This is a genomic window from Caulobacter endophyticus, assembly GCF_003116815.1.
GTDB lineage: Bacteria > Pseudomonadota > Alphaproteobacteria > Caulobacterales > Caulobacteraceae > Caulobacter > Caulobacter endophyticus.
The window spans coordinates 63,593-82,367 of the sequence record NZ_QDKQ01000014.1 but is presented as its reverse complement, the minus strand read 5'-3'; the positions used below and the strand labels follow the sequence as shown (position 1 = coordinate 82,367).

The following is an 18,775-nucleotide window of genomic DNA, read 5'->3' as shown; positions in this document are numbered from 1 at the left end:
AATACGCTCCGGCGCCGTTGAACCGGCGCCCTTAAGGTCTAGGTTGGGGCGACATATGACCCCACCCTAGACCTGCGTCTAGTGACACTAGAATTACGTGACATTTCAACTTTGAAACAGTTGCAAGCACTTGGCTTGACGTAACGTCGGTCGCCAAGCTTGGCCTTGCGTCTCTAGTCCGTGTAGCCCGGGGACTGGCGGTCCAGCTGGCGCAGGCAGCCGGGCCAGGCCAGGCCCGCGATCATGCCCAGCCCCATGCCGGTCTGGCTGCGAACCTCGGCCTGGGCTGCCTCCGGAGCGAGCAGCACGTGATCGCGTCCTGCGCTCAAGGCCATCACCTGCTGGGCGCAGGCCCGCTCCAGGAAGAACATCCCGAGCCAGCATTCGGCCGCCGTGCGGCCGACGGCCAGGGTGCCATGGTTGCGCAGCAGCATCAGCCGCTTGTCGCCGAGGTCGGCCACCAGCCGTTCGCGCTCGTCGAGGTTCAGGGCGATGCCCTCGTAATCGTGATAGGCCAGCTGCGGGGTGACGATCAGCGCCTGCTGGCTCAGCGGCAGCAGGCCCTCGGCGTGGGCGGCCACGGCCACGCCCTGGTCGGTATGCAGGTGCATCACGAACTGGGCGTCCTCGCGGGCGGCGTGGATGGCCGAGTGGATCGTGAAGCCCGCCGGATTGATGAAGTACGGCGTCTTGTCGATGACGTTGCCGTCCAGATCGATCTTTACCAGGCACGAGGCGGTCATCTCGCCGAAGAACATGCCGTACGGATTGATCAGGAAATGGTGCTCGGGGCCCGGAATCCGGGCCGAGATATGGGTGAAGATCATGTCGTCCCAGCCGTGCAGGGCGACCAGGCGATAGAGGGCCGCCAGGTCGACGCGAGCCTGCCATTCGGCCTCGCTGACCTGATCCTTGATCGATGCGGCGATCGCGCCGGTTCCGTCGGCCATGACGCTTGCTCCCGTAAGTTATCGTTGTTGAGTTGAGCGTCGCGCCGACGGGCGCCGCCGTCAAGCGACCGTCGTTAGATGGGATCGTACTTGCCAGAGCCCTTTCGCCGTCGGACGGTCCTGGCGGATTCGAAGACGGGGGATCTGCCGTATGTTGCCCTTGATCGGCGTGGGCGTGATCGTCCTCGGCTTCGCGCTGAGGTTCAATCCGCTGCTGGTGGTGGTCTGCGCCGCCATGGCCTCGGGCCTGGCCGCCGGCCTTGGCCCGCTGGAAGTGCTGGCCGCCTTCGGCAAGGCCTTCAACCAGAACCGCTATGTCAGCATCGTCTGGGTGATCCTGCCGGCCATCGGCGTGCTTGAGCGATCGGGCCTGCAGGAGCGCGCCCGCACCGCGATCCGGGCCATGACGGCCGCCACCGCCGGGCGGATCCTGGTCGCCTACCTGCTGGCCCGCCAGTTGACCGCGGCGCTGGGCCTGATCTCGATCGCCGGCCACGCCCAGACCGTCCGGCCCCTCGTCGCCCCGATGTCCGAGGCCGCCGCCGAGAACCAGGCCGAGCTCGACGAGACCACCCGCGACGAGGTCAAGGCCATGAGCGCGGCCACCGACAATGTCGGCGTCTTCTTCGGCGAGGACATCTTCATGGCCATCGGCTCGATCCTGCTGATCGTCGGCTTCCTGGACCAGAACGGCCTGATCGTGGAGCCGCTGCACCTGTCGGTCTGGGCCATCCCCACGGCGATCGCCGCCTTTCTCGTGCACGGCGCGCGCCTGCTGCTGTTCGATCGCAAGCTCTCGAAGCGCCGCGCGCCCAGACCCGAGGCGACGGCATGATCGGCCTGCCGCTCGTCTACCTGCTTGTCGGCTGCATGTTCACCGCCTTCGCGGTGATGAGCGCCGGCGACAAGGCCAACCCCAAGCGCTTCGGCAACGCCGCCTTCTGGGGCCTGTTCGCGATCAGCTTCCTGTTCGGCGACCATCTCGGCGACCTCGGCAATGGCTTCCTCGTCGTCGCCCTGGCCCTGCTGGCCGGCACGGGCCGCCTGGGCGTCGGCCAACCCAAGACCACCAGCGGCGAGGAGCGCGCCGATCTGGCGCAGCGCTTCGGCCTCAAGCTTTTCCTGCCCGCCCTGCTGATCCCGGTCATCGTGCTGGCCGGCGCCTTCGCCTTCAAGGCCCTGACCTGGAACGGCCAGCATGTGGTGGATCCCAAGCAGGCCACCCTGGTCTCGCTGGCCCTGGCCGCCATCGTGGCCGCCGTCCTGGCCCAGCGCCTGTTCGGCCAGCCCGCCGCCTCGCCGCTGCAGGAGGGCCGCCGCCTGATCGATCTCGTCGGCTGGGCCGCCATGCTGCCCCAGATGCTGGCCGCCCTGGGCGCTGTCTTCGCCCTGGCGGGCGTAGGCCAGACGATCGGCGACATCACCCTGGCGATCACCCCGGTCGACAGCCGCCTGGCGGTCGTCGTCGCCTACTGCCTCGGGATGGCGCTCTTCACGGTGATGATGGGCAACGCCTTCGCCGCCTTCCCGGTGATGACCGCCGGCATCGGCCTGCCGCTGGTGATCGGCCGCTTCGGCGGCGACCCGGCCGTGGTCTGCGCCATCGGCATGCTGTCGGGCTTCTGTGGCACCCTGCTGACCCCGCTGGCCGCCAACTTCAACCTCGTTCCCGCCGCCCTGCTGCAGCTGAAGAACCGTTACGCCGTCATCCAGGCCCAGGCGCCGACGGCGGTGCTGATGCTGCTGATCAACATGGTCCTGATGTATGCCCTCGCCTTCCGCTGAGACCGCCGCCCGCTTCGCCCGGGCCGCCCTGGGCCACGTCGCCCGCGAGTATCCCAACAAGCTCGACCACGTGATGGCCGGCGACGCCGACGCCCAAGGCCCGCGCGCCCTGCACCCGATCTTCTTCGGCAGCTTCGACTGGCACTCGTGCGTCCACGGCTACTGGACCCTGGCCACCCTGCTGCGCCTGCATCCCCAGATGGCCGAGGCCGCCGAGATCCGCGCCCTGTTCGACGACGCCTTCACGGCCGAAAAGGTCGCCGCCGAGGCCGGCTATCTCGCCCGCCCCGAAAGCCGCGGCTTCGAGCGCCCCTATGGCTGGGCCTGGCTGCTGAAGCTGCAGGCCGAGCTGCTGGCCCACGACGCGCCCTGGGCCGCGACGATGCAGCCCCTGGCCGACGCCTTCGTCGCCCGCTACCGCGCCTTCCTGCCGATCGCCGACTATCCGATCCGGGCCGGCGTGCATTCCAACACCGCCTTCGCCCTGGCCCTGGCCGCCGACTACGCCGACGCAGCTGGAGACGCCGAGTTCCGCGCCCTGCTCGCGGCCAAGGCCACCGCCTGGTACGGCCATGACCGCGCCTGCCAGGCCTGGGAGCCGTCGGGCGACGACTTCCTGTCCCCGGCCCTGATCGAGGCCCTGGCCATGCGCCGGCTCCAGCCGGAGGGCTTCGCGGAATGGTTCGCCGCCTTCTTGCCAGACTTGGCCGAGCGCCAGCCGGCCACGCTGTTCGCCCCGCCCAAGGTCAGCGACCGCACCGACGGCAAGATCGCCCACCTCGACGGTCTGTCGCTGTCTCGCGCCTGGTGCTGGCGCGCCGTGGCCAAGGACGCGCCCCTGGCTGTCGCCGCCGTAGCCCTGGAGGCCGCCGACCTGCACCTTGCCACCGCCCTGCCCCACGTCACCGGCGACTACATGGGCGAGCACTGGCTGGCGAGCTTCGCCCTGCTGGCGTTGCTGGAAACCTGATCAAGGGACCTCCCCCCGTGGGGGAGGCGGCCGAAGGCCGGTGGGGGGCCCTTTTCAGCCTCAGGGGCACCGGCCGATTTCGCGCCAACTCCCCCCACCGATCGCTGCGCGATCGCCTCCCCCAAAGGGGGAGGTTCGTTTACTGTGCTCCGCCGACCGCAACCGGATTCGCCTGCCCGTGCCCCTGATCCCAGTCGCCGACCTCACCGAAGCCCAAGCTGTCGAGGAGCTGGAACGTCTCGCCGACGAGATGGCCGGCCATGACCTGCGCTACTATCAGGACGACGCGCCGACGGTCAGCGACGCGGAGTACGACGAACTCAAGCGCCGCAACGCCGAGATCGAGGCGCGCTTTCCGCACCTGGTCCGCGAGAACTCGCCGTCGCTGAAGGTCGGCGCCGCCCGCTCGGCCCAGTTCTCGCCGGTCGAGCACGGCGTGCCGATGCTCAGCCTCGACAACGCCTTCTCCAACGACGAGGCCGAGGAGTTCGACGCCCGCATCCGCCGCTTCCTGCGCCTGGGCGCCGACGAGCCGGTCTTCTACATGGCCGAGCCCAAGATCGACGGCCTGTCGGCTTCGCTGCGCTACGAGAAGGGCGTGCTGGTGCAAGGCGCCACGCGCGGCGACGGCCGCGTCGGCGAGGACGTGACGGCCAACCTCAAGACCATCGCCGACATCCCCCACCGCCTGAAGGGCTCGGGCTGGCCGGACGTGATCGAGGTCCGCGGCGAGGTCTATGTCGAGCTCGAAGCCTTCGCCGCCTTCAACCAGACCGCCGAGGAAGCCGGCCAGCGCACCTACGCCAACCCGCGCAACTTCGCCGCCGGCTCGCTGCGCCAGATCGATCCCAAGATCAGCGCCACGCGGCCCTTGCGCTTCTTCGGCTACGCCTGGGGCCTGGTGTCTGAGCCGTTCGCCGCCAGCCAGTCCGAAGCGCTGGGCAAGCTGAAGGAATGGGGCTTCGTCACCACCGCCCCGCCGGCCGAGCGGGTCGAAGGCGCGCAAGGCCTGCTCGACATCTACGCCCGCTTCGAGACCCTGCGCCCGCAGCTGGCGTTCGACATCGACGGCGTCGTCTACAAGGTCGACGACCTGGAGCGGCAGCGCCGCCTGGGCTTCGTCTCGCGCTCGCCCCGCTGGGCCATCGCCCGCAAGTTCCCGGCCCAGCGCGCCAAGACGATCCTGGAGGCCATCGACATCCAGGTCGGCCGCACCGGCGCCCACACGCCCGTCGCACGCCTCAAGCCCGTCACCGTCGGCGGCGTCTCGGTGACCAACGCCACCCTGCACAACGCCGACGAGATCGCCCGCCTCGACGCCCGCATCGGCGACACCGTCGTCCTCCAGCGCGCCGGCGACGTGATCCCGCAGATCGTCGAGGTCGACCTCGACGCCCGCCCCGAAGACGCCGCCCCCTACGAATTCCCGCATGTCTGCGAATGCCCGCTGAAGACGGCCCTGACCCAGGAAATCAACGCCAACGGCGTGGAGTCGGTCGTTCGCCGCTGCACCGGCGAGTTCGCCTGCCCGTTCCAGCGCGTCGAGCACCTGCGCCACTTCGTCTCCCGCCGCGCCTTCGACATCGAGGGCCTGGGCGAAAAACAGCTCCAGGCCTTCTTCGACGAGGGCTGGATCAAGGAACCTGCCGATATCTTCGCCCTGGCCAAGGACGAGGAGAAGCTGGCGACCTTGCGCGAACGCGACGGTTACGGCGAGACCTCGGTCAAGAACCTGGTCGCCGGCATCGAGGCCCGCCGCACCATCGGCCTGGACCGGATGATCTACGCCCTGGGCGCCCGGGATATCGGCGAGACCACCTCGACCGTGCTGGCCCGCCACTTCGATACGTTCGCCGACCTGCAGGCCGCGTCCGAAGCCGCCGCCGGGGGCCTGCCCGGCGCGACCTATCTGGAGCTGTCGACCGCCGCCGGCGTCGGCCCCAAGGCGCTCGATCTCCTCGTCGAGGCCGGCCGCGCAGGCGTGCCCGCCGATCCGTGGCCGCAGTCGGAAGACCTGGAGCTGAAGATCGGCCAGGTCGTCCCCAAGCTGACCAAGCCGGCCCGCGCCGCCCTGGCCCAGCGCTACGGAACCTGGGACGCCTTCGCGCAGGGCCTTGCCGAGGCCGCCAAGGGCGCGCCGGGCGAGGACTATCTGCACCTGGCCGCCGTCGACGGCGTCGGCCCGGTCGCCGCCCAGTCGCTGGCCCGCTTCTTCGCCGAGGCGCACAACCGCCAGAAGGTCGAGAACCTGCTGGCCCAGCTCGACGTCCAGGCCGTGGCCAAGCCCAAGACCGACACCGCTGTGGCCGGCAAGACCGTGGTCTTCACCGGCTCGCTGGAGAAGATGACCCGCGACGAAGCCAAGGCTCAGGCAGAGTCGCTGGGCGCCAAGGTCGCCTCCTCGGTGTCCAAGAAGACCCATCTGGTGGTCGCCGGCCCCGGCGCGGGCTCCAAGCTGAAGACCGCCCAGGACCTCGGCATCCAGGTGATGACCGAGGACGAGTGGCTGGCCCTGGTCGCCGGCTGATGAAGGTCGTCGCCATCGATTTCGAGACGGCCAACGAGACCCGGTCGAGCCCCTGCTCGATCGGTCTGGCGTGGATCGAGGACGGCGCGGTCGCCCGCGTCGACCACCACTACATCCGGCCGTGGGACATGCGCTTCGCGCCGTTCAACATCGCCTTCCACGGCATCGGCCCGAACCACGTGCGCGACGCCGACGAGTTCCCGGCCGTGCTCGACCGCCTGCGGGGCGACTTGGACGGCGCACTGGTGCTGGCCCACAACGCCTCGTTCGACATCAGCGTCATCCGCCGCACCTGCGAGCACTACGGGATCGCCCCGCCGGCCTTCGACTACATGTGCACCGTGCAGGTCGCGCGCAGCGTCTGGCCGAACCTGCCCTCGCACAAGCTGAACGTGGTCGGCCGGCATCTGGGCGTCAGCTTCAAGCATCACGACGCGGCCGGCGACGCCTATGCCTGCGGCCAGGTCGCCCTGGCGGCCGCCGGCCTGACGGGCGCAGCCGGAGTCCACGACCTGCCGGGACGGATCGGCCTCAACCTCGGCCGGCTGAGCCGCAACGCCTACGCGCCGTCGCAAAGCCGCTCCCTGTCCAGAAAGACCCCGCCGCCGCCGCGTCCGGTCCTGCCGCCGGGCGCCGAGCGCCGTCTGGCCGGTCGCACGGTAGTCTTCACTGGCCAGCTCGACATGATGAGCCGCCCAGACGCTCAGGACCTGGCCGCCGCCATGGGCGCGCGGGTCGTCCTGTCGGTGACCAAGACCACTGACCTAGTCGTCGCCGGCCCCGGCGCCGGCGCAAAGCTGCGAACGGCCCGCGAGCGCGGCTTGCAGATCATGGATGAAGAGGCCTGGCTGGCTCTGGTCAGCTAGGGAACCTCGACACTACTTCCCCAGAAACGCCGCCAGCCGATCCTTCCACAGCACCGCCCAGGTGTGGCTGCCGTGGCCCTTGGTCTTCTCGCTGGCCGGCAGCAGCACGAACTCACCGCGCTTCAGCCGCTTCACCTCACGCTCGGCGATCCCGAGCTCAGGCGGGTTGATGAAGTCGTCCGCCGAGTTGATCCACAGCACCGGAACCTCGATCTTCTCCAGCCCCTCCGACGGGTCGTAATTCCTCGAAGCATCCACCTGATAGAGCAGGTCGTTGGCGTCCAGCCCCGCGATCCGGCGGTTGAAATCGGCCTCCAGGGCCTTGTCGGTCGCCTCGCGGGTCGGCAGGGCCAGTTGCATCGGCAGGGCCGAGGCGCCGGCGATGATCAGGAAGTCGGTCGCCGTGCGCAGGCCCTGCTTCGGCTGCTGCGTGTAGTCGCCGCCGTTCCAGGCCGGATCGGCCTTGATGGCGTCCATGGTCATCTTGCGCCACATGCGGTTGCGGCCGGCGATGGCCACCGGCTGGCAGGCGAAGGGCGCCAGCTTTTGGGCGAAGCCCGGATAGGTCTCGCCCCATACGAAGCCGTGCATGCAGCCCATCGACGTGCCCATCAGGAGCTTCAGGCGATCGACCTTCAGCCCCTCGACCAGCAGCTGGTGCTGGGCGCGCACCATGTCGTCGTAGTCGTAGTGCGGGAACTTCGCCTTCAGCCCATCCGAGGGCTTGGAGGATTTCCCGTGGCCGATGCCGTCGGGCAGGATCACGTACCACTTGGCCGGGTCCAGCAGGCCGCCCGGGACCAGCAGCTCGTCGGCGAACTGCGGCGACAGGAACTGCTTGCCGCTGCCGCCGGTGCCGTGCAGCACCATCACCGCGTTGGTCACCCGCCCCTGCGCGTCGCGCGTGGGCTCGCCCAGCGTCGTGTAGTGCAGCCGCAGTTCCGGCAGGGTCTCGCCTGAGCCGAACTTGAAGTCCCTGACCACGAACTCGCCGTCCTTGGGCGCGACGGCGGGAGCGGCGAAGGCCGAGATGGGCGACAGGGCCGCGCAGGCGACCAGGGTCAGCAGGAGACGGCGCATGGCTTACTTCTTCTCCAGACGAGCCACGAGGCTGGAGGTGTCCCAGCGATGGCCGCCCATCGCCTGCACCTCGCCGTAGAAGCCGTCGATCATCCGGGTCATGTCGAGCGTCGCGCCGTTGCTGGCCGCCTCGTCCAGGGCGATCCCCAAGTCCTTGCGCATCCAGTCGACCGCGAAGCCGAACTCGAACTCGCCGCGCGACATCGTCCCCCAGCGGTTCTCCATCTGCCAGGACTGGGCCGCGCCCTTGGAGATCGCCGCCAGCACCTCGTCGGTCGGCAGGCCCGCGCGCTTGGCGAAGTGCAGCGCCTCGGCCACGCCCTGCACCACCCCGGCGATGGCGATCTGGTTGCACATCTTGGTCAGTTGGCCCGCGCCCGACGGCCCCATGCGGCGCATGGCCTTGGCGTAGACGTTCAAGACCGGCTCAGCCGCCGCATAGGTCGCCTCGTCGCCGCCGACCATGATGGTCAGCTGGCCGTTCTCGGCTCCAGCCTGGCCGCCCGAGACCGGCGCGTCGAGAAAGCCTACGCCCCTGCCGGCGCACAGGTCGGCCATCTCGCGAGCCACCTTGGCCGAGGTGGTGGTGTGGTCGACGATGATCGCGCCAGCTTCCAGCGCGGGCAGGATTTCGCCCACCACGGCGCGGACGTCGTCATCGTTGCCCACGCACAGAGCGACCAGCTGCGCACCCCGGCTGGCCCCGGCGATGGTCGGCTGGCTCGTCCCACCGTGCTTTTCCATCCAGCGGGCGGCCTTCTGCGCAGTGCGGTTGTAGACGGTCACGTCGTGGCCGGCGGCCTGCAGGTGGCCCGCCATCGGAAAGCCCATCACTCCGAGGCCAATGAACGCCGTCTTCATGCGCGAGACTCCTTGCCGCACCCTGCGGTTTGGGCCCGTCTGTGGCCCCTTCGGCCCCGCATCGCAACGCCATTTTAACGTCCTGCGGGCAGGTTGCCCCGACAGGGTTAAGCAGGCTTAAGCACGATGGCGTCGACCGGCGAAGCGCCGATCATCATCAAGAAGGTCAAGAAGGGCGGCGGTCATGGGCACCATGGCGGCGCCTGGAAGGTGGCCTATGCCGACTTCGTGACGGCGATGATGGCCTTCTTCCTGCTGATGTGGCTGCTCAACACCACCAGCCCCGAGCAGAAGCAGGGCATCGCCGACTACTTCGCCCCAGCCTCGATCTCGTCCAGCACCAGCGGCTCGGGCGGTATCCTGGGCGGCACCTCGCTCGGCGACGATGGCGCCAAGGCCGACGGCAAGATGTCGGTCGTCCAGCAGATGGCTCCCGAAGCCCCCGACCAGACCAACCAGGACGGCCAGTCCTCGACCACCGCCAGCCTCGACTCGGCCAGCGAGCAGGCCCTGCGCGACGCCCTGGCCAAGAAGGAACAGGACAGCTTCGCTTCGGCGGCGCAGTCCCTGCGCCAGTCGCTGCAGGACATGCCCGAACTGGCCGAACTGTCGAAGCAGATCCTCATCGACCAGACCCCGGAAGGCCTGCGTATCCAGCTGGTCGACCAGGAAGGCCGCTCGATGTTCAAGGAAGGCTCGCGGGAGCCTAACGATCGCGCCCGCCTGCTGCTGCGCGCCGTGGCCAAGGTCATCAACCAGCTGCCCAACCGCATCACCGTCTCGGGCCACACAAGCGCCGACCAGCGCGGCCGCAAGGCCGACAGCGACTGGGCCCTGTCGGCCCAGCGCGCCGACACCTCGCGACAGATTCTCCGCGGCGCCGGCGTCGACGACGACCGCATCTACCAGGTCTCGGGCAAGGCCAACTCCGAACCGCTGTACGCGGACGATCCGACCCTGGCCGGCAACCGCCGGATTTCCATCGTCCTGTTACGCGAAAAGCCCGTCCTGCCCGACAACCTGTGACCGTTCGCCGCGTCGTGCGTTTGTCCTGCTTGCACAACGGCCCGGCATGCCGCCTAATCGTCTTCACGGCATAGGCGGGGGCCTTGCCGGGCGTAAGGGGATTGGGAAGACGTGACGCAGCATTTTCCGACGCGACAGCTTCGGTTCTTCCTGACGGCGCCGACCCCTTGCCCGTACCTGCCCGGCCGGCAGGAGCGGAAGGTCTTCACCCACCTGCCTCTTTCCGACGGCCCCGGCGTCAACGACAGCCTCACCCAGGTCGGCTTCCGTCGCTCGCAGAACATCGCCTACCGTCCCGCCTGCGAGACCTGCCGCGCCTGCCAGTCGGCCCGCGCGCCGGCCGGCGACTACGAATTCTCGCGCTCGGAGCGCCGCGCCCTTAATCGCAACACCGATCTGGTGCGCTGCCTGGTCGAGGCCGAGGCCACGCTGGAGCAGTTCGAGCTCTTGCGCCGCTACCTTACCGCCCGCCACGCCGACGGCGGCATGGCCGAGATGACCTGGCCCGACTATGTGGCGATGGTCGAAGACACCGCTGTCCGCACTCATCTGATCGAGTATCGCCGGCCGTCGGTGGATCGCGGCCCGGGCGAACTGGTGGCCTGCGTCCTGGTCGACGTGCTCGCCGACGGCCTGTCGCTGGTCTACAGCTTCTACGACCCGACCGAGGAACGCCGGAGCCTGGGCTCCTTCATCATCCTCGACCACATCGTCCAGGCCCGCCTGACCGGCCTGCCATACGTCTATCTGGGCTACTGGGTCCCGGGCTCGGAGAAGATGGCCTACAAGGCCAGGTTCTCGCCGCTGGAAATCCTCAAGCCCGGCGGCTGGTCGCTGATGTCGGCCCGCGAGCGCGGCGCCCGTCCGCCCAGGGCAGCCCCGGCCCCGGCCGTCCGCGAAGTCGAGCTGTCGGACGCCATCCCCCTGACCGAACTGCCGGCGGCGGGCAAGCCTTAAGAGCACCCCTTCTCCCCTTGCGGGAGAAGGTGTCGGCGATAGCCGACGGATGAGGGGTCTCTCAGACGCAAACGCCGCGACAGCCGATCAGCCATCGCGGCGTCTCCGTTCGTGCAAACCCTCACCCGACCTCCTTCGGAGGCCACCCTCTCCGCAAGGGGAGAGGAACTAAGACTACCGCGACCAGGCCACCCCGCCGTCGACCGCCAGCGTGCCGCCCACCACGTAATCCCCCGCCCGCGAGGCGAGATAGATCGCGGCGCCCGCCATGTCCTCGGCCTCGCCGATGCGGCCGGCGGGGATGAACTTGGCCACCGCGTCGGCGTGATCCCGGGCCACGCGGTTCATGTCGCTGGCGAAGGCGCCGGGCGCGATGGCCGACACCGCGATGTTCTCGGGCGCAAGGCGCAGGGCCATGCGCTTGGTCATGTGGATCAGGCCGGCCTTGCTGGCGCCGTACGGGTAGGTCTCCTCCTTGGTCACCGACAGGCCGTCGATCGAGGCGATGTTGATCACCTTGGCCACCCGGGCCTTGGCCGCCTCGCGCAGCGGGGCCAGCAGGGCCTGGGTCAGGAAGAACGGGGTCTTCATGTTGAGGTCGACGGTCTTGTCCCAGCCGGCCTCGGGGAACTCGTCGATGCCCGCGCCCCAGGCCGCCCCGGCGTTGTTGACCAGGATGTCGAGCCTACTCTCGCGCTCGAGGATGCGCGCGGCCAGGCCGTGCACGCCCTCCATGGTCGAGATGTCGCCCGGCAGCGAGACGCACTCGCCGAACTGCGACAGTTCCTGCGCCGCCTCGTCGCAGGCCGCGGCCTTGCGGGCGGTGATGTAGACCCTGGCCGCCCCGTGGCGCAGGAAGCCTTCGACGATCATCCGGCCAATGCCGCGCGAACCGCCGGTGACGAGAGCCACCCGGCCCTCGAGCGAAAACAGATCCTGCATGTGATTTCCTCCGTGAGCCCTTTGCCGGGCCTTATTTTTCGGGATGGGTGAGCGCCTGGTAGACCAGGGTCGCGGCGCGCTCGTCGAGGTCGCGCAAGGCCGGGTCGCCGTCCTTGCCCAGCACGTGGATCATTCCCAGGAAGAAGAGGTCGTTCTCCGGGTCGATCCAGAACCAGGTGCCGGCGGCCCCGCCCCAGCTGTAGGTCCCCTTCCCCGCCAGCGTGCCGGCCCGGGCCGGATCGTTGACCACCATGAAGTCGAGGCCGAAACCCTTGCCGCTGGCCTTGGAGAACTCGCTCTTCGGATTGTCGAGGATGGCGTCGGGCAGGTGGTCGGCGGCCATCAGCTTCACGGTCGCCGGCGACAGGATCCTCGCTCCGTCCAGCTCGCCGCCGTTCAGCAGCATCTGGCAGAAGCGGGCGTAGTCGGCGTTGGTGGAGACCAGCCCGCCCCCGCCCGAGGCCACCACCGGCGGCTTGGTGACGTCCAGCACCATGAAGCCCTCGGCCGGCTGGACCTTCTTTTCCTTGCTGTTCCACGCGTAGAGGCTGGCCAGGCGATCGGCCTTCTCGGCCGGCACCCAGAAGCCGGTGTCCTTCATCTTCAGCGGATCGAAGATGCGGGTCTGCATGAAGTCGGGCAGGCCCTGGCCCGACAGCTTCTCGACGATGAAGCCCTGGATGTCGACCGCAACGCTGTATTTCCACTGCTTGCCGGGCGGCCCGACCAGCGGCAGCTTGGCGACCTTCTCGACGAACTCCTGGCCGCTCCTGGAGCCCAGCACGCCCGTCGAGACATAGGCCTTGTCGATCGGGTTGTCGGGGTTGAGGCCATAGGCGAAGCCGCCCGTGTGGCTCATGATCTCGCGCATGGTCGGCGGCCGGTCGGCGGCCTCGGTCACGAACGAGCCGTCGGCGTTGACGCCCTTGTAGACCCTGAGGTTGGCGAACTCCGGCACGTACTTGCTGACCGGATCGTCCAGCTTCCACTTGCCTTCCTCGAACAGGATCATCATCGCCACGCCCGTGACCGGCTTGGTCTGGGAGTAGATGCGGAAAATCGTGTCCTTGGTCATCGGCGGGCCGCCGAAGCTCCTGGCGCCATAGGTCTCGAAGCTGACCACCTTGCCGTGACGCACCAGCATGGTCGTGGCGCCCGGCAGGTGGCCGCTGGCGACCAGGTCCTTCATCAGGGCGTCCAGGCGGGCCAGGCGTTCGGACGAGACGCCGACGCTGGCCGGCGCGGCGGCGGTCAGTTGGTCCTTCGGTGCGGCCAGGGCCGGAGCGCCGCTCCAGGCCAGGGAAAGGGCCAGGGCCGTCGCCAGCCCGAAACGCCGCCCCGCAACTCGCATCGCCATGCTTCACCCCAAACAGCCGTTTGAAGCGACCTTACCCAGGATTGCGACAGGTGCAATCACGCCGCGGCAAGGGCGCGGCATGATCGGTTGGAAAGAGGCTACTTTTTCTTGTTCTTGGCATAGGTCACCAGCAACACCGTCCCCACGCCCGTGAATACGCCCACCAGTGCGGCAATGATCGCCACCGAATTCTTGGATTCACCGTCGGCGGCATAAGCCAGGGCCGGCGTCGCCAGCACGGCCGCGGAGATCAGCAGCAACCTGATAGTCGTCATGAGCAGCGTCCTCGCAGTGTTACTGCGAGGAGCTAGCCTCATCGCCACCAGAACGGCAAGCGTCGCCGCTTTCTACTTGGCCGGGAACAGCACGCGGTCCGCCGCCTCGGCCATCAGGGCGTAGCCAGCATCGTTCGGATGCAGGTGGTCGCCCCCATGGGCCTCGCCGCGCAGTTGGCCGGGCTTGGCCGGATCGCGCAGCACCGCGTCGAAGTCGACGACGCCGTCGAACTCGCCGCCGGTGCGGATCCAGGCGTTGACGGCCTGGCGCGTGGCCTCGCCCTTGTCGTGATAGTAGGCCGCGCCCTCGAACGGCGGGATCACGCCGCCATAGATCTTCACGCCGCGCGCATGGGCCCGGGCGATCAGCTGGCGGTAGCCGGCGATCAGGTCTTCGGGCGTCACCGCGTCGGCGGCGAAGCCGGGCTGGGCGGGACGGCCGATATCGTTGATGCCCTCCAGCACCACCACCGCCTTGACGCCGGCCACGCTCAGCACATCGCGGTCGAAGCGCGACAGCGCGCTGGGGCCCGAGACCTCGCGCAGCAGCCGTCCGCCGCCGACACCCATGTTGACGACGCTCCAGCCCTGGCCGCGCGCGGACAGCCGCGCCGCCAGCTGCTCGGGCCAGCCCTTGTCGGCGTTCGGGGTCGAGCCGGAGCCTTCGGTGATCGAGTCGCCGATGGCCACCAGCACCGGCGCCTCGCCAGGTCCGCGTACCTCGACGCCGCTGATCAGGCCCGGACCTTTGAGGGCCTGCTCGCCCGGGATCGCGTCCTTGGCGACGTGGTTGCCGGGAGGGGCCACGAACAGGCGCACACGGTGGCCGGCCGGCGCCTGGGTCCCGACGTAGAAGATCGCCGCCGAGACGTAGTCCATCGCCTTGACCGGCAGCGTCACCGGATCGCTCAACACCGGCGCGCCCGGCGGGATCGTGAACTCGGCCTTGCCGCCCACCGTCACCGCGATCGGCGGGCCCAGGATCTTTCCGTCGGCGTCGGCCGGGGCCAGGGTGATCGCCCCCACCGCCAGCGGGCGCTCGTTCAGTTCGTTGGACAGGCGCAGGCGCACCGCCTCGCCGCCGGCGTTCAGACGCATCACCTGGCGGACAGTGACGTCGGTGAAGGCTCTGGCCTCGCCCGGCCGGGCCACGGCCTGCGGCGCGATCGGCGCATTGCCCCAGGCGCTGCGCCAGGCCGGAGCTTCGGAAACAGCGGCCGCCGGCCGGGCTTTCGGCGCGGCCAGCAGCGGCGCGGGCGCCAGCGCCAGGACCAAGGCGGCGGACAGGATGCAACGGTTCATCGGCGTTTCCCCACAACGGCGGTTGACGTCCGCCGCCTCAATGATATTCTCAATATATCGATCAATTGTCCACATTGTGAGAATTGATCGATGGATCGAAGATCGATCCTTCCCTGTTCTGCCTGACCTCGTACTTCCCCCTCTGAGGTCCAGGAGCGCCGGCCCCGCCGTCGCTCCTTTCTTTTTGCCTGAAACCTAGGGATGGGCCGCGCAAGTCGGCTCGCCACGCGCCGACGCATCGGCCTCGCCGCGCAGCACCAGCTTCGAGGCCGGAACCTTCGCCCCTTTCAGCCCCTTGGCCACGATGCCGGCCGCCATGCGCGCGCCCAGCTCGTTGGGGTGGGTGGTGTCGTTGATCCCTTCGGGATGGCTGGCGATCTTGTCGGCCGCCGAATAGATCATGAAGCGCTTGGCCCCCTCGGCCTCGCCCATCTTCTGGAGAGCGGCCTGGCTTTCCTTGTCGAGGTCGATCAGTGGCGTCTTCGTTTCCGCCGCCACGCGCCGCACGGTCGCCGAATACGGGCCGTGCGTGTCCTGGATCTGGCCGTCCTTGAAGACCAGCTTGGCGATCGGGGTGATCAGCACCGGCTTGGCGCCGGCCGTCCGCACGTCGGCCACGAACCGCCGCAGATTGTCGGCATAGGCCCCGTTGGGGTCGGTGAAGCGGACGATCTTCTTGGTGTCGGCGTCGTTGTGGCCGAACTGGATAAGCACGGTGTCGTCGGGCTTCAGCTGCGCCATCAGCACCGACCACAGCCCCTCCTCCTGGAAGGTCTTGGTCGAGCGGCCGCCGCGGGCCAGGTTGACGATCTGTGCGTCCGGCGTCAGCGAGCACTTCAGCACCATGCCCCAGCCCATCTGCGGGAAGCTGCGGGCGCTGTAGTCGGCGGCGGTGGAGTCGCTGGCGATGACGATCCGGTTTGGGTCGGCCAGGGCGGCCGGCGCCGCCCCCATGACCAGAGCCAGTGCGAGGGCGGCGGCGGCCTTCATCAGCGGGTCTCCGCCAGGATTGAACGGTCGATCTCGGAGACGGAATTGACGCCGGTCAGCGCCATGGCCACCCGCATCTCCTTCTCCATCAGGTCCAGGAGCTGGGTCACGCCCGCCTGGCCACGCGCGGCCAGGGCGTAGACGGCGGCCCGGCCCAAGAGGACGCCCTTGGCGCCCAGGGCCAGCATCCGCACCACGTCGAGGCCCGAGCGCACCCCGCCGTCGGCCAGCACGGTCAACCTGTCGCCCACGGCCTCGGCGATGGCCGGCAGCGCCTTGGCCGACGACAGCACGCCGTCAAGCTGGCGGCCGCCGTGATTGGACACCACCACCCCGTCGGCGCCGATGTCGGCGGCGGCCTTGGCGTCCTCAGGGTCGAGCACGCCCTTGATGATCAGCGGCCCCTTCCAGGACTGCCGGATCCATTCGAGGTCCTTCCACTGGATCGAGGGGTCGAAGTTGGCCCCCAGCCAGCCCATGAAGTCCTCGAGGCCCGTATTGCCCTTCAGCACCGGAGCCACGTTGCCCAGCGTGTGGGGACGGCCCATCAGGCCGACGTCCCACGCCCACTGAGGCCGGCCCATGGCCTGCAGGATGCGGCGCGCCCCGGCGTTGGGACCGCTCATGCCGGAATGGGCGTCGCGATAGCGGGCCCCCGGCACGGGCATGTCGACGGTGAAGACGAGCGTGCTCGCCCCCGCCGCCGCCGCCCGGGCCAGGAGGTCGCGCATGAAGGCGCGGTCCCGCAGCACGTAGAGCTGGAACCACAGCGCCCGGCTGGAAGCCGCCGCCACCTCGTCCACGTCGCACACCGACACCGTCGACAGGCACAGCGGCACGCCCTTGGCGCAAGCCGCGCGCACCGCCTGGCATTCGCCGCGCCGGGCGTACATGCCGGTCAGGCCCACGGGGGCCAGCACCACGGGCATGGACTGCTCGACGCCGAACAGGCTGGTCGCCGTCGACACCTTGGACACGTCCTTGAGCACCCGCTGTCGCAGGGCGAGGTCGGCCAGGTCGGAGACGTTGCGGGCCAGGGTCCGCTCGGCGTAGGCGCCGCCGTCGATGTAGTCGAAGAGGAAGCGCGGCAGCTTGCGCCGCGCAGCCTCACGGAAGTCGGTGGTCGACGAGACGATCATGGAAGGGCGATCGATCTACTGCAGGTTCACGAACGCGCCGCCGTCGACCAGCAGGGCCGCGCCGGTAACGTAGTTGGCCAGGTCCGAGGCCAGGAACACGATCGGGCCGGCCAGGTCGTCAGGCTCGCCCAGGCGGCCCAGCGGGATGCGGCCGCTCATGTATTCGCGCTTGGCGACGTCGGCGAGGTCTTCCTTGTTGATCGCGGTCTCGATCGTGCCCGGCAGCACCGAGTTGCAGCGAATGCCATGCTTGCCCAGGGCGATGGCGGTCGACTGCATCAGGCTGTGCACGCCGGCCTTGGTCGGGGTGTAGTGCGTCTGCATGCCGCCGCCGACCAGGGCGCTGATCGAGGAGACGGCGATGATCGAGCCGCCGTGACCTTGCTTGACCATCTGGTTGGCCGCCGCCTGCACCATGTAATAGGCGCCGAACAGGTTCACCTTCATGGTCCGCTCCATCACTTCCGGCGGCATGTCCAGGAAGGCGTGGAACGGGCAGATGCCGGCATTGTTGACGAAGACGTCGACCTTGCCGAAGGCCGCGACCGCGGCGTCGACGAAGGCCTGGGCGGTTTCGACCTGGGCCACGTCGCCCTTCACGGCGATGGCGCGACGGCCCAGGGCCTCAATCTGCGCTACGGCGTCGGCCGCGCCGGCCTCGTCGGAGTGGTAGTTGATCGCCACGTCGGCGCCATGACGCGCCGCGCCGATGGCGGCCGCCTTGCCGATCCCGCCCGAGGCGCCGGTCACCAGCACCACCTTGTCCTTCAGAAGCATAGTTCCTCCGTCTTCACTCACGCGCGGGAGGCGTCAGGTCTTGGCGCCCGACCCCCGCTTGCCGTTCCAGCCCAGATCGCGGCTGATCGCGTCGGCGGCCAGGCGGATGTCGTCCACCAGCCCGCCCATCCGTTCGTCGTCCATGTACTGAGCAGCGCCCGAGACGCTGATCGCGGCGACGATCTGACCGCCCGCCCCGCGCACGGGCGCGGCCACGCAGCGGATGCGGTCTTCATTCTCTTCAAGGTCGAAGGCGATGCCGCGCTGCGAATAGTCGTGCATCCAGGCGATCCACTGCTCTTCGTTCGGCGCGCCGGCGGCCGCCGGGCCTTCCTTGCGATACAGCGTGCGCCAGCGGCTCTCGTCATCGTCGAGCACCAGGGCCTTGCCCAGGCCGGTGGAGCGGATCGGCTGGCGATCGCCCACGCGCGAGGAGATGTTGATGCGACGGCGGCCGGTCAGCTTGTCCAGGTAAAGAGCGCGGTCGTCGTCCAGCACGCCCAGGTGGACGGTGTCCTCGAGCTCTTCCCACAGCTTCTCCAGGTGCGGGCGCGCGATGCGCGGCAGGTCCATCTGCTGGCTGGCCAGGTAGCCCAGCTCCAGAAGCTTCGGACCCAGGCTGTAGCCTTCACGCGGGGTCTGGGTCAGCAGGCGGCGCTCGACAAGGGCGGTGGCCAGACGGTGCGTGGTGCTGCGCGTCAGCCCGAGTCGCGCGGCCAGCGCCGGCAGGCCGATGGCCCCCGCGTCGGCCACCACGTCGAGCACGTCCAGGCCGCGAAACAGCGTCTGGCTGCCGCTTGGGCTCTTGGTCGCCGCGCCTTCGTCGTCCGCCACCGGTTCCGCTCCCCTTGACGTGCTGGGTTTCATTTTGTAGCACTACCTCTCATAATATGGAACGCAAGACAAGGGCTCGCGTCAGCGACTCTTTCGGTCGCGGGGGTCCTGCGACAAGCGTGTCATACGATGTTCTG

General features: G+C 69.0%; 18 protein-coding genes. 7 read left to right on the top strand and 11 right to left on the bottom strand.

Annotated features, from left to right (window positions below):
• Positions 1 to 173 precede the first annotated feature (173 nt).
• Positions 174 to 950: a class II aldolase/adducin family protein gene (locus DDF67_RS02385; protein ID WP_109099363.1), complete on the bottom strand. Its 777-nt coding sequence runs from the start codon at positions 948 to 950 to the stop codon at positions 174 to 176.
• A 151-nt stretch (positions 951 to 1,101) separates the two neighbouring features.
• On the opposite strand from DDF67_RS02385, the gene DDF67_RS02380 reads away from it, so the two are divergent.
• From DDF67_RS02380 to DDF67_RS26315, 5 genes are all read left to right on the top strand, one after another.
• The gene (locus tag DDF67_RS02380; RefSeq protein WP_109099362.1) at positions 1,102 to 1,785 is read left to right on the top strand and encodes a DUF969 domain-containing protein; all 684 of its coding nucleotides are present in this window, start codon (positions 1,102 to 1,104) and stop codon (positions 1,783 to 1,785) included.
• A complete protein-coding gene (locus DDF67_RS02375) occupies positions 1,782 to 2,735 on the top strand; it encodes a DUF979 domain-containing protein (RefSeq protein ID WP_109099361.1) in 954 nt (317 codons plus the stop codon). The genes DDF67_RS02380 and DDF67_RS02375 overlap by 4 nt, the downstream gene beginning before the upstream one ends.
• Entirely contained in the window at positions 2,716 to 3,705 is a 990-nt protein-coding gene (locus tag DDF67_RS02370; RefSeq protein ID WP_109099360.1) for a DUF2891 domain-containing protein, read from the top strand. Before DDF67_RS02375 ends, DDF67_RS02370 begins: the two co-directional genes overlap by 20 nt.
• 178 nt (positions 3,706 to 3,883) lie before the next feature.
• On the top strand, positions 3,884 to 6,232 hold the full coding sequence (gene ligA, locus DDF67_RS02365; RefSeq protein WP_109099359.1) for an NAD-dependent DNA ligase LigA: 2,349 nt from the start codon (positions 3,884 to 3,886) through the stop codon (positions 6,230 to 6,232).
• Positions 6,208 to 7,098: an exonuclease domain-containing protein gene (locus DDF67_RS26315; protein WP_146197933.1), complete on the top strand. Its 891-nt coding sequence runs from the start codon at positions 6,208 to 6,210 to the stop codon at positions 7,096 to 7,098. The genes ligA and DDF67_RS26315 overlap by 25 nt, the downstream gene beginning before the upstream one ends.
• Before the next feature lie 12 nt (positions 7,099 to 7,110).
• Here the strand turns inward: DDF67_RS26315 and DDF67_RS02355 are convergent, their stop codons facing one another.
• A complete protein-coding gene (locus DDF67_RS02355) occupies positions 7,111 to 8,178 on the bottom strand; it encodes an alpha/beta fold hydrolase (protein WP_109099357.1) in 1,068 nt (355 codons plus the stop codon).
• A gap of 3 nt (positions 8,179 to 8,181) precedes the next feature.
• Positions 8,182 to 9,039 carry an NAD(P)-dependent oxidoreductase gene (locus tag DDF67_RS02350; protein ID WP_109099356.1) on the bottom strand — a complete coding sequence of 286 codons (858 nt, stop codon included), beginning with the start codon at positions 9,037 to 9,039 and terminating at the stop codon, positions 8,182 to 8,184.
• A gap of 126 nt (positions 9,040 to 9,165) precedes the next feature.
• Between DDF67_RS02350 and DDF67_RS02345 the strand changes: the two genes are divergently transcribed.
• Both DDF67_RS02345 and DDF67_RS02340 read left to right on the top strand, forming a co-directional pair.
• Positions 9,166 to 10,065 (top strand): flagellar motor protein MotB, encoded by a 900-nt coding sequence (locus DDF67_RS02345; protein WP_058350562.1) that lies wholly within the window; start codon positions 9,166 to 9,168, stop codon positions 10,063 to 10,065.
• 111 nt (positions 10,066 to 10,176) lie between these two features.
• Positions 10,177 to 11,022, top strand: a complete 846-nt coding sequence (locus DDF67_RS02340; protein ID WP_109099355.1) for an arginyltransferase — start codon at positions 10,177 to 10,179, stop codon at positions 11,020 to 11,022.
• 174 nt (positions 11,023 to 11,196) lie between these two features.
• Here DDF67_RS02340 and DDF67_RS02335 read toward each other — a convergent pair whose 3' ends face one another.
• The 8 genes from DDF67_RS02335 to DDF67_RS02305 all read right to left on the bottom strand — a co-directional run bounded on the left by DDF67_RS02335 (position 11,197) and on the right by DDF67_RS02305 (position 18,671).
• Positions 11,197 to 11,964 carry an SDR family oxidoreductase gene (locus DDF67_RS02335; protein ID WP_109099354.1) on the bottom strand — a complete coding sequence of 256 codons (768 nt, stop codon included), beginning with the start codon at positions 11,962 to 11,964 and terminating at the stop codon, positions 11,197 to 11,199.
• 31 nt (positions 11,965 to 11,995) lie between these two features.
• Complete coding sequence (locus DDF67_RS02330; RefSeq protein ID WP_332888311.1) at positions 11,996 to 13,321, bottom strand: serine hydrolase domain-containing protein; 1,326 nt, start codon at positions 13,319 to 13,321, stop codon at positions 11,996 to 11,998.
• Positions 13,322 to 13,419: 98 nt separating this feature from the next.
• Positions 13,420 to 13,596, bottom strand: a complete 177-nt coding sequence (locus DDF67_RS25425) for a hypothetical protein (protein WP_158277974.1) — start codon at positions 13,594 to 13,596, stop codon at positions 13,420 to 13,422.
• Positions 13,597 to 13,668: 72 nt separating this feature from the next.
• On the bottom strand, positions 13,669 to 14,898 hold the full coding sequence (locus DDF67_RS02325; RefSeq protein WP_146197932.1) for an SGNH/GDSL hydrolase family protein: 1,230 nt from the start codon (positions 14,896 to 14,898) through the stop codon (positions 13,669 to 13,671).
• 195 nt (positions 14,899 to 15,093) lie between these two features.
• Entirely contained in the window at positions 15,094 to 15,888 is a 795-nt protein-coding gene (locus DDF67_RS02320; protein WP_109099351.1) for a rhamnogalacturonan acetylesterase, read from the bottom strand.
• The gene (gene lldD, locus DDF67_RS02315; RefSeq protein ID WP_109099350.1) at positions 15,888 to 17,027 is read right to left on the bottom strand and encodes an FMN-dependent L-lactate dehydrogenase LldD; all 1,140 of its coding nucleotides are present in this window, start codon (positions 17,025 to 17,027) and stop codon (positions 15,888 to 15,890) included. The genes DDF67_RS02320 and lldD overlap by 1 nt, the downstream gene beginning before the upstream one ends.
• A gap of 15 nt (positions 17,028 to 17,042) precedes the next feature.
• Positions 17,043 to 17,804, bottom strand: coding sequence for an SDR family NAD(P)-dependent oxidoreductase (locus DDF67_RS02310; protein WP_058350571.1), 762 nt, complete (start codon positions 17,802 to 17,804; stop codon positions 17,043 to 17,045).
• A 33-nt stretch (positions 17,805 to 17,837) separates the two neighbouring features.
• A complete protein-coding gene (locus DDF67_RS02305) occupies positions 17,838 to 18,671 on the bottom strand; it encodes an IclR family transcriptional regulator (RefSeq protein WP_109099349.1) in 834 nt (277 codons plus the stop codon).
• Positions 18,672 to 18,775: the final 104 nt, after the last annotated feature.

Coding starts and splice junctions, on each gene's coding strand:
- DDF67_RS02385 (WP_109099363.1), bottom strand. CDS start 950: ATGGCCGACGGAACCGGCGCGATCGCCGCATCGATCAAGGATCAGGTC.
- DDF67_RS02305 (WP_109099349.1), bottom strand. CDS start 18,671: ATGAAACCCAGCACGTCAAGGGGAGCGGAACCGGTGGCGGACGACGAA.
- DDF67_RS02330 (WP_332888311.1), bottom strand. CDS start 13,321: ATGGCGATGCGAGTTGCGGGGCGGCGTTTCGGGCTGGCGACGGCCCTG.
- DDF67_RS02320 (WP_109099351.1), bottom strand. CDS start 15,888: ATGAAGGCCGCCGCCGCCCTCGCACTGGCTCTGGTCATGGGGGCGGCG.
- DDF67_RS02375 (WP_109099361.1), top strand. CDS start 1,782: ATGATCGGCCTGCCGCTCGTCTACCTGCTTGTCGGCTGCATGTTCACC.
- DDF67_RS02325 (WP_146197932.1), bottom strand. CDS start 14,898: ATGAACCGTTGCATCCTGTCCGCCGCCTTGGTCCTGGCGCTGGCGCCC.
- DDF67_RS02345 (WP_058350562.1), top strand. CDS start 9,166: ATGGCGTCGACCGGCGAAGCGCCGATCATCATCAAGAAGGTCAAGAAG.
- DDF67_RS02310 (WP_058350571.1), bottom strand. CDS start 17,804: ATGCTTCTGAAGGACAAGGTGGTGCTGGTGACCGGCGCCTCGGGCGGG.
- DDF67_RS02350 (WP_109099356.1), bottom strand. CDS start 9,039: ATGAAGACGGCGTTCATTGGCCTCGGAGTGATGGGCTTTCCGATGGCG.
- DDF67_RS25425 (WP_158277974.1), bottom strand. CDS start 13,596: ATGACGACTATCAGGTTGCTGCTGATCTCCGCGGCCGTGCTGGCGACG.
- DDF67_RS02370 (WP_109099360.1), top strand. CDS start 2,716: ATGCCCTCGCCTTCCGCTGAGACCGCCGCCCGCTTCGCCCGGGCCGCC.
- DDF67_RS02355 (WP_109099357.1), bottom strand. CDS start 8,178: ATGCGCCGTCTCCTGCTGACCCTGGTCGCCTGCGCGGCCCTGTCGCCC.
- lldD (WP_109099350.1), bottom strand. CDS start 17,027: ATGATCGTCTCGTCGACCACCGACTTCCGTGAGGCTGCGCGGCGCAAG.
- DDF67_RS02335 (WP_109099354.1), bottom strand. CDS start 11,964: ATGCAGGATCTGTTTTCGCTCGAGGGCCGGGTGGCTCTCGTCACCGGC.
- DDF67_RS02380 (WP_109099362.1), top strand. CDS start 1,102: ATGTTGCCCTTGATCGGCGTGGGCGTGATCGTCCTCGGCTTCGCGCTG.